The 21,317-nt window shown below is 63.0% G+C and carries 11 protein-coding genes; 6 read left to right on the top strand and 5 right to left on the bottom strand.

All coding sequences use genetic code 11. The features are described 5' to 3' along the window. Positions 1–120: 120 nt before the first annotated feature. The 5 genes from HW554_RS14785 to HW554_RS14765 all read left to right on the top strand — a co-directional run bounded on the left by HW554_RS14785 (position 121) and on the right by HW554_RS14765 (position 7,593). Positions 121–1,860 carry a ribulokinase gene (locus HW554_RS14785; protein WP_246285294.1) on the top strand — a complete coding sequence of 580 codons (1,740 nt, stop codon included), beginning with the start codon at positions 121–123 and terminating at the stop codon, positions 1,858–1,860. An 87-nt stretch (positions 1,861–1,947) separates the two neighbouring features. Further along, positions 1,948–3,285: a family 1 glycosylhydrolase gene (locus tag HW554_RS14780; protein ID WP_176909349.1), complete on the top strand. Its 1,338-nt coding sequence runs from the start codon at positions 1,948–1,950 to the stop codon at positions 3,283–3,285. A 434-nt stretch (positions 3,286–3,719) separates the two neighbouring features. Further along, positions 3,720–4,619, top strand: a complete 900-nt coding sequence (locus HW554_RS14775) for a hypothetical protein (protein ID WP_176909348.1) — start codon at positions 3,720–3,722, stop codon at positions 4,617–4,619. Further along, positions 4,616–6,766 carry a helix-hairpin-helix domain-containing protein gene (locus HW554_RS14770; protein ID WP_176909347.1) on the top strand — a complete coding sequence of 717 codons (2,151 nt, stop codon included), beginning with the start codon at positions 4,616–4,618 and terminating at the stop codon, positions 6,764–6,766. Before HW554_RS14775 ends, HW554_RS14770 begins: the two co-directional genes overlap by 4 nt. A 209-nt stretch (positions 6,767–6,975) precedes the next feature. Next, on the top strand, positions 6,976–7,593 hold the full coding sequence (locus HW554_RS14765) for a peptidase associated/transthyretin-like domain-containing protein (protein WP_176909346.1): 618 nt from the start codon (positions 6,976–6,978) through the stop codon (positions 7,591–7,593). 178 nt (positions 7,594–7,771) lie between these two features. Here HW554_RS14765 and HW554_RS14760 read toward each other — a convergent pair whose 3' ends face one another. The 4 genes from HW554_RS14760 to HW554_RS14745 all read right to left on the bottom strand — a co-directional run bounded on the left by HW554_RS14760 (position 7,772) and on the right by HW554_RS14745 (position 17,556). Further along, positions 7,772–11,347 (bottom strand): reprolysin-like metallopeptidase, encoded by a 3,576-nt coding sequence (locus HW554_RS14760; protein ID WP_176909345.1) that lies wholly within the window; start codon positions 11,345–11,347, stop codon positions 7,772–7,774. A 208-nt stretch (positions 11,348–11,555) separates the two neighbouring features. Further along, the gene (locus HW554_RS14755; RefSeq protein WP_176909344.1) at positions 11,556–13,493 is read right to left on the bottom strand and encodes a DUF3857 domain-containing protein; all 1,938 of its coding nucleotides are present in this window, start codon (positions 13,491–13,493) and stop codon (positions 11,556–11,558) included. 145 nt (positions 13,494–13,638) lie between these two features. Then, positions 13,639–15,696 (bottom strand): DUF3857 domain-containing protein, encoded by a 2,058-nt coding sequence (locus HW554_RS14750; RefSeq protein WP_176909343.1) that lies wholly within the window; start codon positions 15,694–15,696, stop codon positions 13,639–13,641. Positions 15,697–16,326: 630 nt separating this feature from the next. Beyond that, a complete protein-coding gene (locus tag HW554_RS14745) occupies positions 16,327–17,556 on the bottom strand; it encodes an MFS transporter (protein ID WP_218134734.1) in 1,230 nt (409 codons plus the stop codon). Between the two features lie 250 nt (positions 17,557–17,806). Here HW554_RS14745 and HW554_RS14740 point away from each other — a divergent pair, with 250 nt between their 5' ends. Then, a complete protein-coding gene (locus HW554_RS14740) occupies positions 17,807–18,499 on the top strand; it encodes a hypothetical protein (RefSeq protein ID WP_176909342.1) in 693 nt (230 codons plus the stop codon). Between the two features lie 197 nt (positions 18,500–18,696). Here HW554_RS14740 and HW554_RS14735 read toward each other — a convergent pair whose 3' ends face one another. Beyond that, positions 18,697–20,997, bottom strand: coding sequence for a LysM peptidoglycan-binding domain-containing protein (locus tag HW554_RS14735; RefSeq protein WP_176909341.1), 2,301 nt, complete (start codon positions 20,995–20,997; stop codon positions 18,697–18,699). Positions 20,998–21,317 lie beyond the last annotated feature (320 nt).

Raw genomic sequence — 21,317 nt, 5'->3', positions numbered from 1 at the left:
TTTCAACGATAATCGTTTGATGGCGGGCAGGGACAAGCCCTGCCCCTACAGAAGTTCTTCAAGCCCCCGTTGCCACCCGGCAGCAGGGGCTTTTTGCGTCGTTTTGCCGTTGGAAGTCGTATGTTGAGGCCCTCCCACCACTTCTGCCACGCTATGCCAACCAGCCCACAATACGTTATCGGCCTCGATTTTGGTACCAGCTCGGTGCGCGCGCTATTGGTTGACGTGGCTACCGGCCGCGAGGTGGCCGAGGCCGTGCGGCCCTTCCCGCGCTGGGACGCTGGCGAGTTCTGCGACCCCGACCTCAACCAGTTCCGCCAGCACCCACTCGACCATCTCGAAGGCCTTACCGAAGTGGTGCGCGAGGTGGTGGCCCTGGTCGATGACCCGGCGCAAATCGTGGCCCTGGCCGTGGATGCCACCGCCTCCACGCCCGGCCCGGTAAACGAGCAGGGTCGGGCACTGGGGCTGCTACCTGAATTTGCCGCCGAGCCCGATGCGCTGTTCATCCTCTGGAAAGACCACACCGCCGTGGCCGAAGCCGAAGAAATCAACCAGCTGGCCCGCTCTTGGGGCGGCCCCGACTACACGAAGTATTCGGGTGGCGTGTACTCGTCGGAGTGGTTCTGGTCGAAAATCACGCGCATCACCCGCCACAACGAACGGGTGGTCCGGGCGGCGCACTCGTGGCTGGAACACTGCGACTGGCTGACACTGGAGCTCACCGGGCAGCCCCTGGCCGAGCTCAAGCGCAGCCGCTGCGCTGCGGGCCACAAAGCCATGTGGCACCCCGAATGGAACGGGCTGCCCGCCGAGAAATTCCTGACCCAGCTCGAACCCAAGCTGGCTGGCCTGCGTGCCCGCCTTTACGAGCATACGTACCCTGCCGACGAAGCCGCCGGCTCCTTGAGCCCTGAGTGGGCCGCAAAACTGGGCCTGCGTCCCGAAACCGTGGTAGCTGTGGGCACCGTGGATGCTCATGCCGGTGGGGTAGGGGCCGGCATCACGCCCTACACGCTGGTAAAAGTGATGGGCACCAGTACCTGCGACATTGTGGTGGTGCCACCTGCTGACCTCGCTGGCCGGCCACCCATAGCCGGCATCTGTGGGCAGGTGGAAGGCTCGGTAGTGCCGGGGCTGGTGGGCCTGGAGGCCGGCCAATCGGCCTTCGGCGACCTGTTGGCCTGGTTTGAGGAGCTACTCGGCTGGCCGCTGGCGGCCGTGCTGGCTCGTGCCCCCAGCCTCAGTGACAAGCAGCGTGAGGAGCTGCGGCAGGAAGCCGAAGACAACTTGCTGCAGTTGCTCACCGAAGCGGCCCAGGCCCTGCCCTTCACACAAAGCCCCGTATTGGCCCTCGACTGGGTGAACGGCCGCCGCACGCCCGATGCCAACCACCACTTGCAGGGCGCGCTCCGCAACCTGACCATGGGCAGCAGCGCCCCCGAGATATTCCGGGCCCTGGTGGAGGCATTATGCTACGGCTCGCGCCATATTCTGGAGCGGTTCGAGAGCGAGGGCGTAGCCATCCGGCAGATTATTGCCATTGGCGGGGTGGCTAAAAAATCGGACTATTTGATGCAGACGCTGGCCGATGTGCTCGGCCGGCGCATTGTGGTGGCCGCTTCGGAGCAGGTGCCGGCCCTGGGCGCGGCCATGTACGCAGCCGTGGCTGCCGGCTGCCACCCCAGCGTAGAAGCGGCCCAGCAAGCCATGGGCAGCGGCTTTTTGGAAGCGTACACGCCCGACCCGGCGCGGACGGCGGCATACGATGCCCGCTATGCGGAATACCTGGCGTTTGGCGAGTTTGTGGAGGCCACTACGCCCGGCCCCGACAGTCCGGCCAGTCCGGCTGTTACCTAATTCGGGAACAAATTGGCCCCAGGCGGTTAATCGTGCGTACTACCCAGCGCGCTGCCTGATTGCGCGTGCTTACACCCTTTTGAATATATGGCTGAATCCTTTCTGACGGGAATTAAAGAACACTTCGGTAGTGGCAACTACGAGGGCGACGAACATGGGGGGGCCAGCGGCACTTCGGGCCAGGGCCTGCCCACCGGCACACCGGGCAACTTCATGTTTGCCACCGGCATCGAGTGCTCGTACCCCACCATCGAACACGGCAAAGTGCGCCGCGACCTGCTGGAAGAGTGTGGCCACTACGAGCATTGGAAGAAAGACCTGCAGCTGGTGCAGGATATGGGCCTGAAAGTGCTGCGCTACGGGCTGCCCTACTACAGCATGCACAAGGGCCCCGGCGAGTACGACTGGGAGTTTGCCGACAAAGTAATGGCCGAAATCCAGCGGCTGGAAATCACGCCCATCCTCGACTTGATGCACTTCGGGGTACCCGACTGGCTAGGGAATTTCCAGAACCCCGAGCTACCGGTGCATTTTGCCGAATACTGCGGGGCCGTGGCCGAACGCTACCCCTGGGTGCGCTACTACACGCCCATCAACGAAATCTACGTTACGGCCAAGCTGAGTGCTAAAGACGGCATCTGGAACGAGCAGCTGCAGTCGGATAAAGCCTTCGTGACGGCCATCAAGCACATGGTGGCGGCCTCCATTATGGGCAACCAGCAGATTGCCAAGCACCGCCCCGACTGCGTGATCGTGCAGAGCGAATCGGCCGAGTACACCCACGAGCTGCGCACCGAGCGCACGCCTCACATTCAGCTGGAAAACAAGCTGCGTTTCCTGGCCCTCGACCTGCTGTACGCCCACCATCCCGACGGCGAGGTGTTCTCTTATCTGCGCAAAAACGGCCTTACCCAGGAAGAATACGACTGGTTCATGGTCGGCGAGCCTCCGGGATACCAGATCATGGGCAACGACTACTACGGCCGCAACGAGCGGATGATTCTGCCCGATGGGGAGGTGCTGGTGGCGTCCGACGTGATGGGCTGGTTCAATATCACCCACGATTACTACCTGCGCTACCGCAAGCCGGTCATGCACACCGAAACCAACATCTTCAATCCCGACGAGGCCCCGGCTTGGCTCTGGAAGCAGTGGGTAAACATCCTGCAGATGCGCAAAATCGGGGTGCCGGTGCTCGGCTTCACCTGGTATTCGCTCATTGATCAGGTCGACTGGAACCGGGGTCTGGAGGTAAAGGAAGGTACCGTCAACGCCTGTGGCCTGTTCGATATGGACCGCAACCCCCGGCCCGTAGCCGCCGCCTACCGCAAGCTGCTGCAGGAATATGGCCAGATTACCATCATTCCGCACGGCGAGCTGTTCGAGCAAACCTCCCGCCCCGCCACGCTGAAAGTGGAGATTTAACACTCCGAAGGAAGTATCCCGGCTCAAAAAAACAAGCTGTCATTGTAAGCCGGAGAAAGGACCTTACCCTGCTGAAACGAGCCATCATTGTGGCCGTTCTGGCAGGGTAAGGTCCTTTCTAGTGTTGAACCAAGCTGTCTGATGGCTACTAAGCAGCCTAGGTTGCGGAGGTCGATGTAGGGGCGGGGCTTGCCCCCGCCCGCCGTTGAACGATACACAATAAGGCCGTTATAACGGCGGGCGGGGGCAAGCCCCGCCCCTACGGCGTGCTGATAGAGCATGACTGCCTTTTTTGCTACGGTTACTTATTCGCAACCACTCAACAGGCAAGCTACTTCTATCGAATAAATTTTTAAGGGAATAAGCCTATCGAATTTGCAGTAACCGAATAGAGTGGCTACTTTCCAGCAGTTCAACTGCTTAATGGCTGCCCGATGGTGAAACTCTACTTTCTGGTAGTTCTGCTGGCCGGGCTGCCGCTTGTATCCCGTGCTCAAGGTCTGTGGGGTGCCCGCTCGGCCGCACTAGGCCAGGTTGGGTCGGTGCTGGAAACCGATGGCTGGGCCGGGGCCAGCAACGCCGCCGCGTTGGGGCAGCTGAGCCGACCCACAGTGGGCGTGGCCGCCGAAAACCGCTACCTGCTGCCCTCACTCAATACTGTGTCGTTGGTGGTGGCCGTGCCCATTGGTTTCCGCCGCCCCGATGCTACGGCCGCACCAGTGGCGGGCGTGGCGGCCACCGTAGCCGGGGCCGATGCGCCGCGCTACGGCACGGTGGGCGTTACAGCCCAGCGGTTTGGGGGCACGCTGTACTCCGAGCAGCGGGTGGGGCTGGGCTACGGCTACCAGCTGGGTACCGTGCGGGTAGGGGCGCGGGTAGAGGTGCTGCAAACCAGTATCCAGGGCCTCGGTAGCCGCCGGGCGGTGGCCGCTTCGCTGGGCGGGCAGGCCGATATTATTCCGCGCAAGCTCACGTTTGGGGCCACGCTCTACAACCTCAATCAGGCCCGGCTGGCCGAGTACCAGGATGAGCGGGTGCCCACCGTGCTGCGCGCCGGCCTTGCCTGGCGGCCCGCCGAAAAGGTGCTATTGCTGCTGGAAACCGAGAAAGACGTGGAGCAGGATGCCGACTTTAAGGCCGGCCTCGAATACCAGCCCCTGCCCGCCCTGGCGCTGCGGGCCGGCTTGAGCACGCTCACCAGCCAGCTCACGGGCGGCCTGGGCCTGCGCACGGGCGCGTTCCGCATTGACTACGCCGCCGGCTGGCACGAGGCGCTGGGCCTGAGCCAGCAGCTGAGCGCCGCCTACGTGTGGGAAAAAGCCGGCAAGCCATGAAGCCGCGCCCACCGCGCCGCCGCCCGTTGGTGCGGCCGCTACCCGCGCTGCTGCTCGCGGTCGGGCTGCTGCTCGGGGCCACCGCTGCCCGCGCCCAGGAGTACCCACGCCCGCCCGTGCCCGACCTCGACCGGCTGACGCAGGAGCTGTTTGCCGAAATCCAGAGCGACGAAAGCAGCGTGGCCTACGAGGACCTCTACGAAACGCTGCTGCTCTACTATCAGACGCCCGTCAGCCTGAACACCGCCACCCGCGACGAGCTGCGGAGCCTACTGCTGCTCTCCGAAACCCAGATAACGAACCTGCTGGAGCACCGCCAGCGTACCGGCCCGTTGCTGAGTTTTTATGAGCTGCAAAGTATCGAGGGCTTCGATTTGCGCACCATTTACCGCATTGCGCCCTTTGTAGCGGTGCTGACGACGGACCCCAACGCGGCCCGCGGCAACCTGTGGCAACGCATCGCCCACGAAGAAAACAACGCCTTGTTTCTGCGCTACGAGCGTACCGTGCAGGGCCGCCCCGGCTACAGCCGCGCCGATACCACCAGCACCGGCCGCCCCGCCACCCGCTACCTGGGCTCGCCTGATAAAATGCTGTTGCGCTACCGCGTGAGCCGGAGCCGGGATTTCAGCCTGGGCTTCACGGCCGAAAAAGACGCCGGCGAGCAGCTCATCTGGAGCCCCAAAACCCAGCGCTACGGGGCCGACTTTTACTCGGCCCACTTCGTGGTGCAGGAGCGGGGGCGGCTGAAAACGCTGGCGCTGGGTGACTATCAGCTGCAGTTCGGGCAGGGCCTGCTGCTGTCGTCGGGGTTTGTGGTGGGCAAGGGGGCCGAAACTATTACCACCGTACGCCGCAGCTCGGTGGGCGTGCGGCCCTACGCCTCGGTACTCGAAAACTCGTTTTTTCGGGGCGCGGCGGCCACCGTGGCCGTTACGCCCACGGTGCGGGCCACCGTATTCGGCTCGCGCAAGCGGGTCGATGCCTCACTGCAGCAGGCCCAGGATTCGCTGGCCGAGTTTCGGGAGTTCACGTCGGGCTTGCAGCTGAGCGGCTTCCACCGCACGCCCACCGAACTGGCCAACCGCAACGCCCTGCAGGAAACCGTGCTCGGCGGCCACGCTCAGTACACCAGCCTGAGCGGCGACCTGCAAATAGGTGCCACGGCCGTGAATACGCAGTTCGATAAGCCCCTGCAGCGCCGCGACGAGCTGTACAACCAATATGAGCTGCGCGGCGACCGTAACCTGGCTTTGGGGGCACACTACAGCTACGTGTGGCGCAACCTGCTGCTGTTCGGCGAAACGGCCCGCAGCTCGGGCGGCGGTCTGGGCACCGTGAACGGCCTGCTGGCCAGCCTCTCGCCGGCCGTCGATGTATCGGTGTTGCAGCGCCACTATGCCCGCGACTTTCACACGCTGTATGGCAACGCGTTCGGCGAGAATACGCGCAACATCAACGAAAACGGGTTGTATGTGGGCCTGAAAGTGCGCCCCGCGCCCCGCTGGGAGGCCTCGGCCTACTACGACCGGTTCAGCTTCCCGTGGCTGCGCTACCAGGCCAGCGCCCCCAGCACCGGCCACGACTGGCTCATGCGCCTCACCTTTAGCCCCAGCAAAACCAGCCTGCTTTACGTGCAAATCAGGCAGCGCACCAAATCCTTCGACGCCGACACGCTGCGCGCCGTGCCGCTGCCCGTACCCACCCAGCGCCGCAGCCTGCTGCTCTATTATGACACCAACCCGCTACCCGGCCTCAGCCTGCGTACCCGGGTGCAGGGCAGCAGCTACCGCGACGACGGCGGCCCCGCCCGCCACGGCTACGTGCTGGCCCAGGACGTAACCGTGCAGCCGCTGCGCCGCCTGCGGCTCTCGGCCCGCTACGCCCTTTTCGATACCGACGACTACGATACCCGCCAGTACGTGTTCGAGCAGGACGTGCTCTACGCCTTTTCTATCCCGGTGCTGGCCGGCCAGGGCACCCGCACCTACGTGCTGGCCCAGTTCGAGTTCAACCGCCACCTCACGCTCTGGCTGCGCTACGCCGACACCCACTACCGCCACCAGGATACCGTCGGCTCGGGCCTCGACGAAATCCAGGGCAACCGCCGCTCCGATGTAAAAGCCCAGCTGCGGTATCGGTTTTAGGATTGGCATTAGGGCTTAGGCAGTGCGCCATCCATCCGGTCGGTGGCAAATCGAATATCTCGAAAGTCCGCAATAGTAAGGCGAAAACTGGACGCTATGCTTGTATGACCGTATTCCTTATTGGTTTATAAAGTCTGATAAGAACGACTTTTGGTTTTGCACGGCTTAGGAAAGAGGTATACTTGAAGTATTCCTGTCAACTTACTATCATGCGCCATTTTGTTTATTTTACGATGAGTGCCGCGCTGCTGCTGCTGAGCGGCTGCGCGCAGGAGTCGGGCCCGACGCAGGTGTCGGGGCAGGTGGTGGACCAGGTGACAGGCCAGCCCGTGGCCGGCACCACGGTGCAGGTCGAGCAGGCCGGGCGGGGCGGGGGCTTCGCGGCCGTGGGCCCGAGCTACGCCACCGACGGGCAGGGGCGGTTTTCGTTTCGCTTCGAGGCCGAGAGCGAGCCCACCTACATCGTGCGGGCTTCTTCCGAGCTGGGCCACTTCACCGACCGGACCCGGGCCCCGGATGTGAAGGCGGGCCGCAAGAACGAGCAGGTGCGCGTGCCCGTGCTGGCCCCGGCCTGGGTGCGCATCCAGCTCGTCGATGAGCCGCCCAAAAGCCGGGTGTCAATGTACGTGTCGGGGTACGAGGGTGATGGCGACCGGATCAACTTTCCGGGCGACACTACTTTTATCCGTTATGGCTTGGCTCACCTTACGAAAAATATCTACTGGGTAATCAGCGACTATACCAGCTCGCCAACCGTTGTCACGGAGTTTAGAAAACAAATCGATGCGGCCGCCTTGGACACGGTAACGGTGCGCATCGTTTTCTAGCCTGCCCTTCGGCCCATTTGCAGCAGCTGGCCCCAGTATTTCAGTTGTTTACTGCTACCGCCGCAACAGCAGCGCTACCTCACTGGCTGCCGGTCGCTCAAAAGCCCACAAAAAAACGGTCATCCCTCGCCAGCAGGCGGGGATGACCGTTTTTTCTAAGCCCTAAGCCCTAAAAAGCTTATTGCTTCAGCAGGCGCACGACGCTCGTGCCGTTGGGCAGGTCGAGGTGCAGCTGGTAGATACCGGTGCCGAGGGGGCTCAGGTCGAGGCTGGTTTGCAGCTCGGCCGCGCCTTTGGTCAGCGTCTGGGTTTGCACCAGGCGGCCCACGGCGTCGGTTACGCGCAGCGTAACGGGGCCGCGCTGGTCGTTGCCGATGCGCACCCGGAACAGGCCGGTGCTGGGGTTCGGCGACACCTCAATGCCCTGCAGCGCGGCGGCTACGGCGCGCGTAATCACCGAAACCGTCTGGCAGGCTTGGTTCGAGTAGTCGGAGGCGCCGGCCGTGTTGATGGCCCGCACGCGGTAGCAGAACTGGCCGTTGGTCGTCACCTTATCGGTGAAGAAGGTGGTGCCGGCGGCTACGGTGCCAATACGGGTGTAAGTGCCGGCCGTACCCAGGGCCCGCTCAATCTCGTAGCCGGTTTCGTTGGTGGCGTTATCAAGCCAGAGCAGGTCGATGTCGGCACCCGTGGCGGTGGCCACCGGAGACAGGGCCGTTAGCGAGGTAGGAGCCAGGGGCAACTCATCTGAAGTACACACTTCCAGACTCCAGCCCGTGAGCGTGCCGCCGTTGCCGGGCGTGTTGTCGGTGATGGTGAGCGTCCAGTTGCCGTTGGCGGGCGAATTGAGCAGTTCGCCGAGCGAGTTAAAAGGGCGCACTGTGCTGCCGGCCACCAGCGGGCAGGCCAGCGCCGCCGTGGCCGCATCGTCGAAGCTCAGGCTCAGGTTGCCGGTGCCGGGGCAAATGCGCGAGAACAGCACCACGCGGCGGCCGGCCGGGTTGGTCAGCGAAATTTCCAGCTCACTCACGTCGGGGTGGGTGATGGCCAGGTTGCGCACCCGGATGTTGGAGGCGCGGTTGGTGTTGCTGACGGCAATAATAGAGGTGATGGTAGAAGTGCCCGTGGCCGAAATAGTGAGCGGCACGTTGGTGGCCGCCAGCGTCTGGCAGGTCTGGGTGCCGGTCGTGAAGCTGATAACGGCCGAGTAAGACCCCGCGCCGCAGCCGCTGAGCGCCCGTACCCGCACAAAGTACTGGGTGGAAGCCTGCAGCTGGTTGGGTACAAACGTGTTGGTTGGGCTGATAGCCTGCGTAATGACGCCCGTCGTGAAGGCGGCATCAAGCGCCAGCTGTACTTCGTAGCCCGTGGCATTGGGTGCCGGTGTCCAGGAAATAGCCGGGCGCAGGCTGGTGCGGGTGCTGCCGGTGGCCGGGGCCGTTACGGTCGGGGCCTGCGTAATGCCCGGCAGAATGGTCAGCAGTACATCGAGCGTGCGGGTGGTGCCGCCACTGACCCCCGTCAGCTGCAGCGTGTAGGTGCCCGAAACTGTTGTGCCGGCCGAAGTGATAGTGGCCGTAGTGCTGGTGCCGGCGGCTACCGTAGCAGCCGGGAACGTAACCGTTACGCCGGCCGGTAGGTTGGTGGCCGCCAGCGTTACCTGGCCCGTAAAGCCCTGGAGTTGGCCCACGGTGAGGGCTACTGTGCCCGAGTTGCCGGCGCAGAAGCTCAGCGTGCCGGCTGCCCCGGCCGGGCCCTGCAGGAAGAAGGTCGGCCCGGCGGGCACCTCAATCTTGAAGTTGTTGTCCGATACATCAAAGAAGATACCGCCCGTGGCCTGCACCTTAATGCGGGCCTGCGTGGTAGCCGCCACGCTGGCTGGCAGCGTCAGGGTTTCAAAGCCGTCGTTGGGCGTGTTGGCCAGCAGCGTGGTCGGGAACGTCAGGCCGCCATCGGTGGAGAGTAGCACGTCTACGTTGGTGGCGCTGATAGGAGCCTGGGTGGTGTTAGCCACATTCCAGCTTACCTGCTGAGGAGCGCCTACAAGCCACGAAGTGTTGGCCGAGTTAGGAGCCGTTACGACAAATGGACCGGCCGTGGGCACTACCACCACGTTCATCGAGTCGTAATCGACCCCGCCGCCACCGGCCCGGTTGTCGCGGGCTACGAGGCGGAAAATGAGACGCCGCCCATAAGAGGGTAGCAATTCGCCGCGGGTCTGGGTGTTGTTGAGGATGTCAGCGAGGCGCGGGAAAGTACGCGAAGGGCTGGCAGTGGGGGCGAAAACCCGGAACAGCGGCGCATCGCCCGAGGGAGCGTTGGGCGCACCGGCCGGCCCCAGGTTGTACTGCTCCCACGAGTAGGTGAGGGCGTCGTTGTTGGGGTCGGTGGCCGAGCCGGTGAGCGTGAAGGGGGTGCGCAGCGGAATGGCGTAGTTGCGGCCGGCATTCACGACCGGGGCCGCGTTGCCGGTGGCCGTAGTGGCCGAGCAGTCCTGCGCCCGGCTGATGTGCGCTACAATCTGGTCGAAGCTGCGCGAGTGGAAGAACGCGTCGGAGTTGGGCTGCGTGTTATCGGCTCCGCAGATGCCGGCGTAGGCCATAATGGTGGTGCCCGAGCCCGGCTCGTAGGCCGAGGAAGCGGCCCGGTTGCCGCCGCTGCACGAGCCGATGGTACCATTGAACGTGTGGTCGCCGCCGAATTGGTGGCCTATTTCGTGGGCCACATAGTCCACATCGAAGGCGTCGCCGATGGGGCTGGTGGTGCCCGTTACGCCCCGGGCCTTACCCGAGTTTATGCACACCGAAGGCTTCTGGGCCACGCCCCCGCCGTTGGTGCTGAACACGTGGCCGATGTCGTAGTTCGCGTTGCCGATGAGCTCATCCACCGTGGTTTGGTTCTGGTTGAGCATGGCAGTCCCGCTGTTGTTGGTGTACGGGTCGGTGTCGGCATCGAAGAAAATCAGTGCTTCGTTTTTGGGCACTATCACCATGCGCACAGCCACTTCCCGCTCATAGATGCCGTTTACCCGGTTCATGGAGGTAGCCATAGCCGCCATCACCGACTCCACGGTACCGCCATGGAAAGCCGAGTACTCGGCCGTGGCGGCCAGCGCCAGCCGGTAGGTGCGCAGGGTGGCACCGTTGGCTACGGCTGCCCGCTGAGCGGTAGTCAGCGTCACTTCCGGCTCGGTGCCATCGGGCGAAGCCACGGCACACGTAAAGGCCGGCATCAGCATATTGCGCCGCTCGAACACGAGGTGGGTGCTGCTGCCTTTGGCGGCCGGGTCGATGTACACCGTGTAGCCGGCGGCCAGAATCTGGGCATGGAAGCCGGCGGGCGTTACGTCGAGGCGGGCCGTAGCCGAAGGGTCGTCGAGGCCCTGGGCCAGGTAGGTGCGGATGCTGGGGTAGCGGGCGGCCAGCGCCGGAGCCAGCACCGGCACCTGTTCTACCCGAAACCGCTGCGAAGTGCCGTTGGGCAGGGGCAGCGAAATAACCGTGGCCGGACCCCGGTTGCCGGTACGCTCCAGCGGGGCAGTTTGCAGAACGTCGCGGATGGCGTCCAGCTGAAAATCCACCGTCCGGAAGTGGGTGAGGGCCTGTGTGGCGGCGCGGGCCTGGGCCGGCACTCGCGTCGCATTGGCCCACAGTACGCGCTGGGCCTGCGCTACCGGTGCCCCGGCAAGCAGCAGGGCCGAGCCGGCCAACAGCGGCCGCCAGGCCCGTTGTAAAAGAGTAGAGAGTGGTTGCATAGAAGAAACAGGACGTGAGAAAGAATAGAAAAAGGGCGCATTCCTTATAGTCGCAAGGAATGCGCCCTCAAGATAGAGGTTTTGCCAGCAGGCTGTCGGGTTTATTATCAAAATGGCAAACCCTTTCGCGTTGAGGGCCAGTCCATTTTACACCAGCCGTCAGCCCACGCTCACCGGCCAAGCCTTCCGGGAACAATAGTCTGCCTTTTTAGGCATCCGTTTTCACCAGCACCAGCTGGGCCTTGTCGGCGGCGCTTACTTTGCGGCGGAACTCGAGGTAGGCCGGGTACTCGGCGCGGGCGAAGCGGGTGCGCGGCATTTCGAGGCGGCGGATGTAGCGGAGGCTGCCATTGGGCAGGGCCAGCAGCTGGCTGGAGTAGGTGCCGAAGGGCGTGGTCAGCTGCACCGGGGCGGGCAGCTGCTCGGGCTGCAGGCTGGCGGGCAGGTGCAGCTGCACGGTATCAAGCTGGCTGAAAGCGTAATCGAGCCAGATGTCGGCCTGCCGCTCGCCCACGGCCGGCGCGGGAGCTGCCAGGCGGCTGAGCAGGTTGGGTGTAATAAACACGCGCTTACCGCTGGGCGGGGCCAGGCCCGGCAGCGTGAGGGCCAGCGTTTCTACCAGGCCCGGCACCGGAGCCGAAGCCGGCAATGGTCGGAACGCCACCCTATCGAGCGTGAAATTGCCCAGGGCCAGCCGGTTGCCCACTCGCTTTTTCTGCTCGCTCAACTCCAGCCCCGCCAGGCCGGCCACGGCATCGTACTCGAGGCCGGTGCGCAGGGTGCGCAGCGTGGCCGTGGCGTTGCCATTGGCGTCGAGGTACACGTCGGCGTGGCGCTGGCGGCAGTTTTCGGCGGCCCCATAGCGGGGGGTGGGCACCAGCCGGCCACCTTCGGGCAGCAGCAGCAGGGCGTGGCGGTTGCCCGTAAAGCCGCCCATGTAGCCGAAGGGGTTGGTCTGGTCGGTGCATTCCAACCACACGGTATCGGCTTTGGCGGCCTGCGAAAGGGGCACGCACAGCACCACGTGGTTGAACTGCGAGCTGGGGAAGTCGGTGCGGATATCGTGCTCGTCGGAGCCGGCCTTTATCAGGGCGGCGTGGGCCGTAATGCCGGCCGCGCTCAGCAGTGCCTGGCAATAATTGGTCAGGGCTTTGCAGTCGCCATAACCCTTGGCAGCCACGTCGGCGGCCGGAAACGTTTGCCAGCCCCCAAGGCCCAGCTGCACCGAAATGTAGCGGGTGTTGGCCTGCAGAAACTTGTACACTTTCTGAATGCGGGCCCGCTCGTTGGTTTCGCCGGCTACTAGTGCCTGCATGCCGGCCACCAGGGCCGGGGGCAGCGTAGCGCGGTTGGCGTTCAGCTCGTAGGTCCAGCGGCTGAGGTCGGCCCAGCTGTTGAGCTTGCCGGCGTGGCCCTGCACCTCAAACTCGCTGGGTGCTGTGTACACGGCCGGCGTCAGCTCCGACACCGGCGGCGCGTCGGCTTCCTCATCCAGCGCCGCCAGGTTCTGCACCCGCCACTCGTACACCTGCTGGCCTGCCACCGTGGTTTGGGCCAGTGCTGTGCCAGCGGGCAGCCGCTGCTCCTGGAAGCGCAGGGCCAGCCCGGCCGGCATTACTACCTTAAACGTGGCCTCCTGCACACTGAACTGCTCAACGGGCTGGGGCTTCCAGTTCGAGTAGAACAGCGGGTTGTCCGACACCACCTCGTACTCAAACTCGACGGTGTACGGGTAGGTGGGCTGGCTGAGGTCGGCCACCCGGCCGCGGGCATCGGTAGCCAGGCTGAAACCGTCGGAAAGGCTGATGTCGCGGATATCCTGCGTGCGCAGCTGCCGCAGCTGGCGGCCGCTGGCGTCATACACCGCGCCCCGGAAGTAGCTGATGCGGTTGAGCGAGCTGTAGTACACCAGCTCGGAGGCCCAGCGGCTGCCGGCCTCATCGAGAATGGTGGTGGCCCGCATCACCGTTTCCACCGTCCGGGCCGCCGATTTCACGGTTAGCAGCTCGTCGTGGCGGCGCTCCACGGCGTGGGCGTTTTCGCGCAGCGCGGCGGGGAGCTCGGCTACCGCATATTTCGGGGCCGGCCCCGCCAGCGTGGCCAGGGGGAATAGCAGGGTCAGGGCGAAAGCCGGGATAAAACGCATTAGATAGGGGAGGTGATTAACGAAAAAAGCCCGTCATGCTGAGCGCAGCCGAAGCATCTCTACCGCTCCGTTGTGGTAGTAATTCAACGAAGTGGTAGAGATGCTTCGGCTGCGCTCAGCATGACGTCCTTACTGACAGCCCATGCTACACTTTCTTCTTGATGACCAGCTGCTCGCCCTGCTTGGCCATGAGCCGGGCAAAAAACGCGCGCAGGTAAGCGTACTCTTCCGCCGAATACACTGGCTTGCTCAAAGTCAACCGGCTCACTATCTGTATACCGGTGGGGCCATTTTGCACGCCGTAAGTAAAGCGTCCGCCCTTTTCAGGCAGCTCCATTACCAGGCCCTGCGGCATTTCGGCCAACTCGTATCCGGCGGGCAGCGTTAGGTTTACCAGTACGGTTTCTTCCAGCTGGCTGCCCAAATCGACTGGGAAGCGACGATTTTCGTGCAGGAATGGGTTTTTATCCATTCCAAAATCCCGTAGTGGGTTCAGGTACACGGTGCCGACCGGCGCGCTGGCTTCGCTGCTGCTCACGAACTCGTACTCCAGCATCAGGGGCTTGTGCAGCTCATCGCGCCCCTTAAACGTGTATTTGGGAATGCTCCAGCCCTCGTGGCTGGCACCCAGTTCGGCCACGTATTTTTTCTCGCCCAGCTCGCGCAGTTTCTCGCGCTGCGCCAGCGCCAGGTAGCCGGCGTGCTCTTGGTGTACGCTGCCGCGCAGACCGCCGTTTTCGTCCAGGGCCATGGTTACCTGGCGGTACGAAGTCAGCCGGTCTTTGGGCTTGAGGTCAATCCAGCGCGACTTCTGCGCTTCGGGCAGCACCAGCCGGCCCTGGCCATTCAGGCAGCGGGTGGGCACCATGTTGTAGGGCGCCAGCTCGTCGGTCGCATCAAGCAGTACTTCCTGGCCATCGGGTAGCGCCACATGCGCCATCACGTAATTGAGGCGGTTAAGCATCGGGCTTTCGGGTTGCAGCCGGCCGTGCGAGCGGGTGCTAAGCACGAGTGGATTGGCTGCGAAACCAGCTTCGCGCAGGGCGGCAATCAGCAGCAGGTTCACATCGGCCGACGAGCCGCTTTTCTGGTCGAAGGCCCTGCGTACGGTGGTCGTGGCCATCAGGCGGCTCTGGCCATTGTACTTCACGCTCCGGCGCACCAGCCCGTGCACGGCGGCAATGCGAGCGGCCGGGTCGGCGCCGGCTGCCGCCAGCAGGGGCGTGAGCTGGTCTTTGAGGAAGCTGGCCCTATTGAGCTGAGTGCCGAACTCATCGTCGGTGAGCAATTCCGAATCAATTTTCTCCCAGCTGCCCGCCACCATCTGGTAAGGCTGCCCGGGCATACGCACTCCCGCCAGTTCAAAATCGATGCGTGCCACGTAGTCGTTAGCTGTGGTCATGTAGGGCTCCTCGCGCAGCGGTGGCACGTTCTGCATGGCCCAGCGGTGGTTGGTCTGGCGCGGCATCAGGATTTCGGAGCCACCCTCCGTACGGGTCGTGTTGAAGCCCGAGCCCACCGTTTCGCCCTTGTACGAGACAGAGAACTGCCCGGTCGATTCGGTCTGTTCCTGTACGGCCAGCGGTTCGTAGCCCTGCATCAGCATCCGGTAATCAAAATACTCCGGAATAGAGGCCCGGTACTCGCTCCAGCGAATTGGAATATCCTCCTGAAAAGTCCAGTCCTGGAAGTTAAAGGCAAAGTCGGAGCCAATCGTATAGGCGTACTCGACCACCGAGCCTACCCGTACGTTGGGCATCGTGAACTTGCGGATGGTAATGTTGGTGGTTTTCTCCTCCTTGAAAATGGATTCCGAGTTGAGCTTTTCCTTGACCACCTGCCCATTCACCAGGTTGTAGGTGAAGCCCTTCAGCGTCGTTAACTTCTCCTCCTGGCCGTTGGCGTGGTAGAGCGAAACCTGGCCGGTGGCGTATTCGTACCCCGATTTCTTCAGGATTTTTACGCGCCGTATCCGCTCGAAAACCACAACAAACCCTCTGGGGCCGTACTCGAAGCGCGAGCGGCCGAAGTCGCATAGTACTACGGCCGAAGCGGCACTGTCGGCCACAAAGGGCTTGTCGGTCAGGTCGGCCTCATCAATCTTACCGAACTTGATGGGCGCTTCCTGAGCGCGGGCCAGCCCGGCAGTGGAAACTGCGAGCACGCCAACCAGCAGTGCCCGTACGAGTAGAGTTTGCATCATAGAAAGCGTGTATTATCAGCGTGAAAAGTTTTCAAAACAGGCCGGGGAGGGTACCCGCCATTCCGGCTACATAGGCGACCTGGCGGCAAGCAGTATTGGTTGTGCACCGTTGGGCTTGGTGACTTTTGCTAGGCGTTAAGTACAGGGTGTTCAAACACAGTGGGACCCGTGCCAAAGAGCGGGTCTTGTCGAACTATGGGCGGTCCAATTGCTTCGGCATGCCGGGGCCGTGGGGTAGGGCGCTCAAGATGAACTGGCCTTCGCTGTCGGGCAGCGGCCGCGGTGCGGCAGCCTCGCGGACCTCCAGTTCTCCGAATTTCAGGGGCACCTCCTGAGCCCGGAGCAGGGCGGGAGCCGCACCGACAAGCCCGATAAGGAGCAGCCCACGGCATAATAGGGATAAATACATCAACAGAACGAAAAAATAGACGGGCTGAAAGCCGGTTAATCCGGTTCCCGCTAACTGTAGTGAAATGCTAACGGAACCGAAATATCCTATTTATTTCGAAGAGGAACAACGCACAAAGCAAACTTATTCTCACGCTCCTGCAAACAACCCGGCCCGCCCGGTACAGCGGGCCGACAGATGCTGTTTTACGGATTAGTACAAGCGGGGCACAATCTGTCTGGTCAGGCGGCTTCTTCTAGTATAGCAGGCACGCGCCGCCGCGTGGCCAGCAGAAATACCAGGCCGCAAAGCACGCTACCGGCGCTGGCCAGGTGCACGAAGGGCAGGTGGGCGGGCTCGTTGCTGAATATCCAGCCCGCCAGCAGCGCCCCGATGCCGATGCCGGCCTCCAGGGCCATGTACATCGTGGAAACGGCCCGGCCGCGCCGCTCAGGGTGGCTCAAATCCACGGTCCAGGCATAAATGGTGGGCGAGTTGAGGCCCGTTCCCAGCCCGAACAGCACGGCCCCGGCCAGAAACCCCGTTACCGAAGGCGCCAAGGCCAGCATCAGCAGGGAAGTGATAATGACAAACGACGAGCCGATGAGTACCGGCACCCGGCCGTAGCGGTCGGAGGCGCGGCCCGCCAGCAGGCGTACTACCAGCGAGGCGGCCGTGTAGCAGAGGTAAAACAGACCCTTGCTCTCGCCGGTGAGACCCAACACCCTGCTCTGGTCGGGCACGACGGTGAAAATAGCGCCGAACGGCAGCAGGAACAGCAGCGTAGCCGCGGCCGGTACCAGCACTCGGGGCTCAAATACTTCCTGCCAGCTTTCAATTTTGAGCAGCTTCCAGCTGAAGCGCTGCCGCTGGGCCACTGCCAGGGTTTCGGTCATGGTACCCTGCACGATGAGGCTGAGCAGCGCCAGGCCCGAGGAGCAGTAGAACAGCACGTTGAGCGTGAAGTGGGCTGCCAGCCACGAACCCAGCGTGGGGCCGGCGGCCATGCCCAGCGAGCCGGCCACGCCCAGCAGGCCCATGGCCTCGCCCCGGCGAGCCAGCGGCACGATGTCGGCAATGTAGGCGGCCGTGCCGGTGGGCTTGAAACCGGTGCTGAAGCCGTGCAGCAGCCGTAGCCCCAGAAAGCCCACCACCGTAACCGTGAACGGGTAAAAGAAGCCGCAGATAAAGCACACCAGCGAGCCGAACACCATCACCGGAATGCGCCCCACCGTGTCGGCCAGCTTGCCCGAAAAGGGCCGCGAAAGGCCCGCCGTGAGCGTAAACAGGGCAATGATGTAGCCCTTGTACTCGCCGCCGCCCAGGCTGGTGAGGTAGTCGGGCAGCTCGGGCAGCAGCATATTGAAGCTCATGAAAAACAGGAGCGACGAGAGGCACATCAGCCAGAAGCCGGCCGTGTACACACGGGGCGGGCGGGGCGTGGGGGCCGTAGTGGTAAGCGGAAGAGCCATGCGGCCGCAAAGGTACGGCGGCCAAAGTGGGGTTGGGCACCATTGGGCATAAAAGGCCGGTACGCGTGGCTGCTACATACGATTAAGCTGGCTCACCAAAGCCAATGTATCTTCGGTTTCTGACCGCTGCCTTAAGTCGCTAGCCAGCATCAATTTTGCCCCTGGCCCCGGAGCCATGCAACCTTTTAGTAAAGTGAAGAATCGACATCTACAAGGTCCGTGCGTGCAACTCTTAATTTATATGCTGACTATGAAGTACTACTATCTGCTGCTAGGATTGCTTCTGCTCGCCGGGTGCGAGCCCAAGCCGGAGGACGAGTTCACGGACTTCATCTTTCAGCTACCCTTTCAGATGACGGCCCGCGATACTATTTCGATAGGCGATACGCTTTGGCTGACGGCGGACATTTCGGACCAGTTACGCGAGTTCAACAGTGGGAGTACTTACAAAGTAACGCCCCGTGATTTTGAGTTCAAAACGCTGCTAGGGCTACGCGAATTAACGTTTCCCGATAAGGACTTAGCGGATCAGCCTTCAGCGACGGAGTCGTTTCTTTTCGTGGACAAAACCGGTAGCCTGACGCGACGTGGCACTACGTTTAGCCCGGTCAACTATGCGTATGCCAATGAGGGGTATAAACTCCGCATTGGCTTGGTGCCACGGCAGCAAGGTGTGTTTTGTTTGAACTTTTTGAACGGATGGGGTGGCAGTTCTGCAAAACCTACCCCCACCCCGGACCTATCGTATCTGTTAACGAATCCGGCACCGAATGGGGGCAGGCGAATTGGGTTTTTGGATGGTTTTTATCATTACATTAATGAGGGAAACACAAATTTCTACCTGTTCAAGCAACATTGCTTTGCCACTTCTCTGAAAAATAATCCCTCAGTGGGTAATGTAAATTACGAGCAAGAGGCCACGTTCACGTTCGTCGTGAAGTAGCCAGCCACCACCCGCCCTGTCGCCGGGCCGTCCTTCGGGCTGGCTGGGCAGCGGGGCTTGGGAATGGAGGGGGAGCCAGAACTGATTTGCATCAGGCTATTAACAGAAATACGGTTTATTGCCGAGCATTTATAAGCAGAAAGCCCCACCGTTACCAATCGTAGCGGTGGGGCTTTCTGCTTATGGGGTTCATCAAGCTATTGCGCCGGGGGCGTAACCACCAGCACCTCGCCGGGCTTCACGGCGAAATCGGGCTTGCCGTTCCACTCCATAAGCTGCTTGATGGTAACGCCATAGCGACGCGAAATGGCGTAGAGCGTTTCGCCCGGCTGCACCGTGTAGCGCATTGTAGCGGTGGCCGGCGCGGCCGAAGCTGGTGTAGCGGCTGGGGCGCCTGGGGTGGGGGTGGCGTCCGGTACAGCAGTAACAGTCGGAGCCGCCACGCGCAGCACCTGCCCGATTTTCAGCGACGGGTTGGCTGGCAGCTCATTCCAGGCAATAATATCGGCCGGGCGCAGCTTGAAGCGGCGGGCCACCGAGTACAGGTTTTCCTTGGGCTCCACAGTGTGCAGGCCGCTGGCCGGTACCGGCTCTACAATGGTGGGCGGGCCAGCGGCAGTTACGGCAGCAGCCTCGGGCGCAGGCGAGGAGGCCGGAGCAGGAGCCGCCGGAGTTACCGGCGCAGGAGTTGGCTTAACAACCGGAGCCGGAGTGGCAACAGGAGCGGGAGCAGCAGCCGGAGCCGCCGGAGTTACCGGGCTTGGCATGGCAGCCGGCGCTGGGGTGGCAGGCCGAGGGGACGGCGCCGGCGCAGGCCGCGACGCCGCTGGCTCGGTGGGTGTGGTGGCGGCGGCCGAAGACCGTTCGCGGGGTTCATCGGCGACGGGGCGCGAGGCGGGCAGCGGCCGGCGCGGCGGCAGCGACGAGGCCGGCGTGGCAGCCGGAACAGGAGCCGGTATTGCGGGCGCCGGCGCAACGGCTGGCGTGACGGGAACGGAAGTTAGAGTTGGAGCAGGAATAGGAGCCGGAGTAGCGGGCTGCTCATTCACGCTTTCCACCTGGGCGTCGGCCTCAGCGGTAACCGAAGCATCTTCCACGGCGTCCTCCAGTGTTCGGCTGGCGCGGGCGGTGCTGCCGCGGTAGGGTTCCGAGTCGTTGGTGGCGCGCTTCTTAGCGGCCGGCAATGGGGCCGGCGTGCTGGTTACGGGCTGCTCGAAGGCGGCCAGCGCGGCGCGGTTCTGGCTATCCACGAACTCGACGGGCGTGGTTTTGGGGCGCGTGTGCTGCAGCCACAACACCCGGCCGGGGCGCAGCTCCTCGTTGCGGGCCATGCGGTTCTTCTGCCAGATAGCACTGGCCCGCAGCCCGTACTTCTGCGACACTGTCAGCACGCTTTCGCCGGGCTGCGCTACGTGGTATTCCACGGCGCCTTTGTCGCGCTTCTTCTGCAGAAAATAGGGCTGGCCGGGGACAATCTGGTCGAAGGCGAACAGGTCGTTGTACTTGAGGAAGCGCCGGAGCTTGAGGTTGCCGCGGCGGGCCAGGCTTTCTTTGGTGTCACCGGGCAGCGCAATCAGCGCCCGCAGGCCGTTTACACGTACCAGTTCGGCGTTTTCGGGGTCGGGGGTGGGCGGGTTGAGCAGCTGGGTGGCGGCGGCCGACTTCTGCTGGGCCGCCAGCAGCGTCAGTTGGGCGGGGTCGGAAATGGGCACCAGCACGGTGTACACGCGGTCGGTAGGCACGGTGGGGGCCAGCAGCCAGCGGTTGTGCTTGGCCAGCTCCTCGGGGTTCTGGCGCAGGCTGGTGGCCAGCAGGGCCAGCGGCTGCCCGGCCGGCGCCGGAAACTCCTGGAACAGCAGCGGCGGCCGCGGATTCAGGTTCAGGGCCGGCTCGAAAGCTACCTTATGGGCCAGGAAGGTGAGGATGTAGGGGTGGGTGCGCTCCGTAATTTCCGCTTCGGTGGCATCAACATCGGTGGGCAGCGCGTAGGGCTTGGCTCCGGTCAGGCCAAGGTTGTAGCTGAGCAGGCTGTTGGCCCAGTTGCGAAACGTTTTGTTGTTGCGCAGCAGGTACTGCGCCGCTGCCTTCGATGAGGCCACAATATGCTTGCGCTCATCCACGGCTTCGTTTATCAGCAACCCAAAATCCTGGGCCGTTTCGCGCTTGAACTGCCAGTAGCCCACGGCGTCGCTGATGCTCTGGGCATTGCCCTGCAAGCCGCTTTCATGCAGCACCAGGAAGTGGAAATCCAGTGGCAGACCTTCCTGCTGAAATACCCGGTCGATGAGCGGGAAATAGGCATCGGCCAGCACCACCTTGGCCTGGAACGAGGCCGGGTGGCGGCGCAACGCATCCACCTTTTGCTGCACGGCCGCCTGCCCGCCGGGCGTAAGGCGCAGGCGCAGGCTGCCCAGCGAAAGGTTGGCCGGTACGGGCACGGTTTGGGCCACTCCCAACAGCGGGAGCAGTAAGAGTAGCAGCAGGTAAACGCGTTTCATAAGCAACAAGCCAGAGGCACAGCGGCCGGCAATAGGGGCCAGACCCACCTCGTCGGCCCGCAAAATAGCGCAAAAATCAGCGGTTTCGCCCCCTGGCCCGGCCTCATGTATGCCTCACTTCCTAACTCCCTGTCAGAAAAGAAGGGAGGCGACCAGCTGCAAGTTTATAGTCAGGCTGTGGCTGCTCTATCTCTAAAAAGGATAACAGGTGGTTTCCCTTCTTCTTTTTCATTCCCTGCATCGAGCGGCTTAGGGGCAACCAAACGAGCAGCTCGGCGCAAGTTGCAGGTTGTTGAACGGTGCCTGGACAACGATGAGAA

The organism is Hymenobacter lapidiphilus (assembly GCF_013377885.1).
In the GTDB taxonomy this organism is placed as follows: domain Bacteria; phylum Bacteroidota; class Bacteroidia; order Cytophagales; family Hymenobacteraceae; genus Hymenobacter; species Hymenobacter lapidiphilus.
The sequence above is the reverse complement of the archived record's forward strand: the minus strand, read 5'-3'. Positions and strand labels throughout refer to the sequence as shown.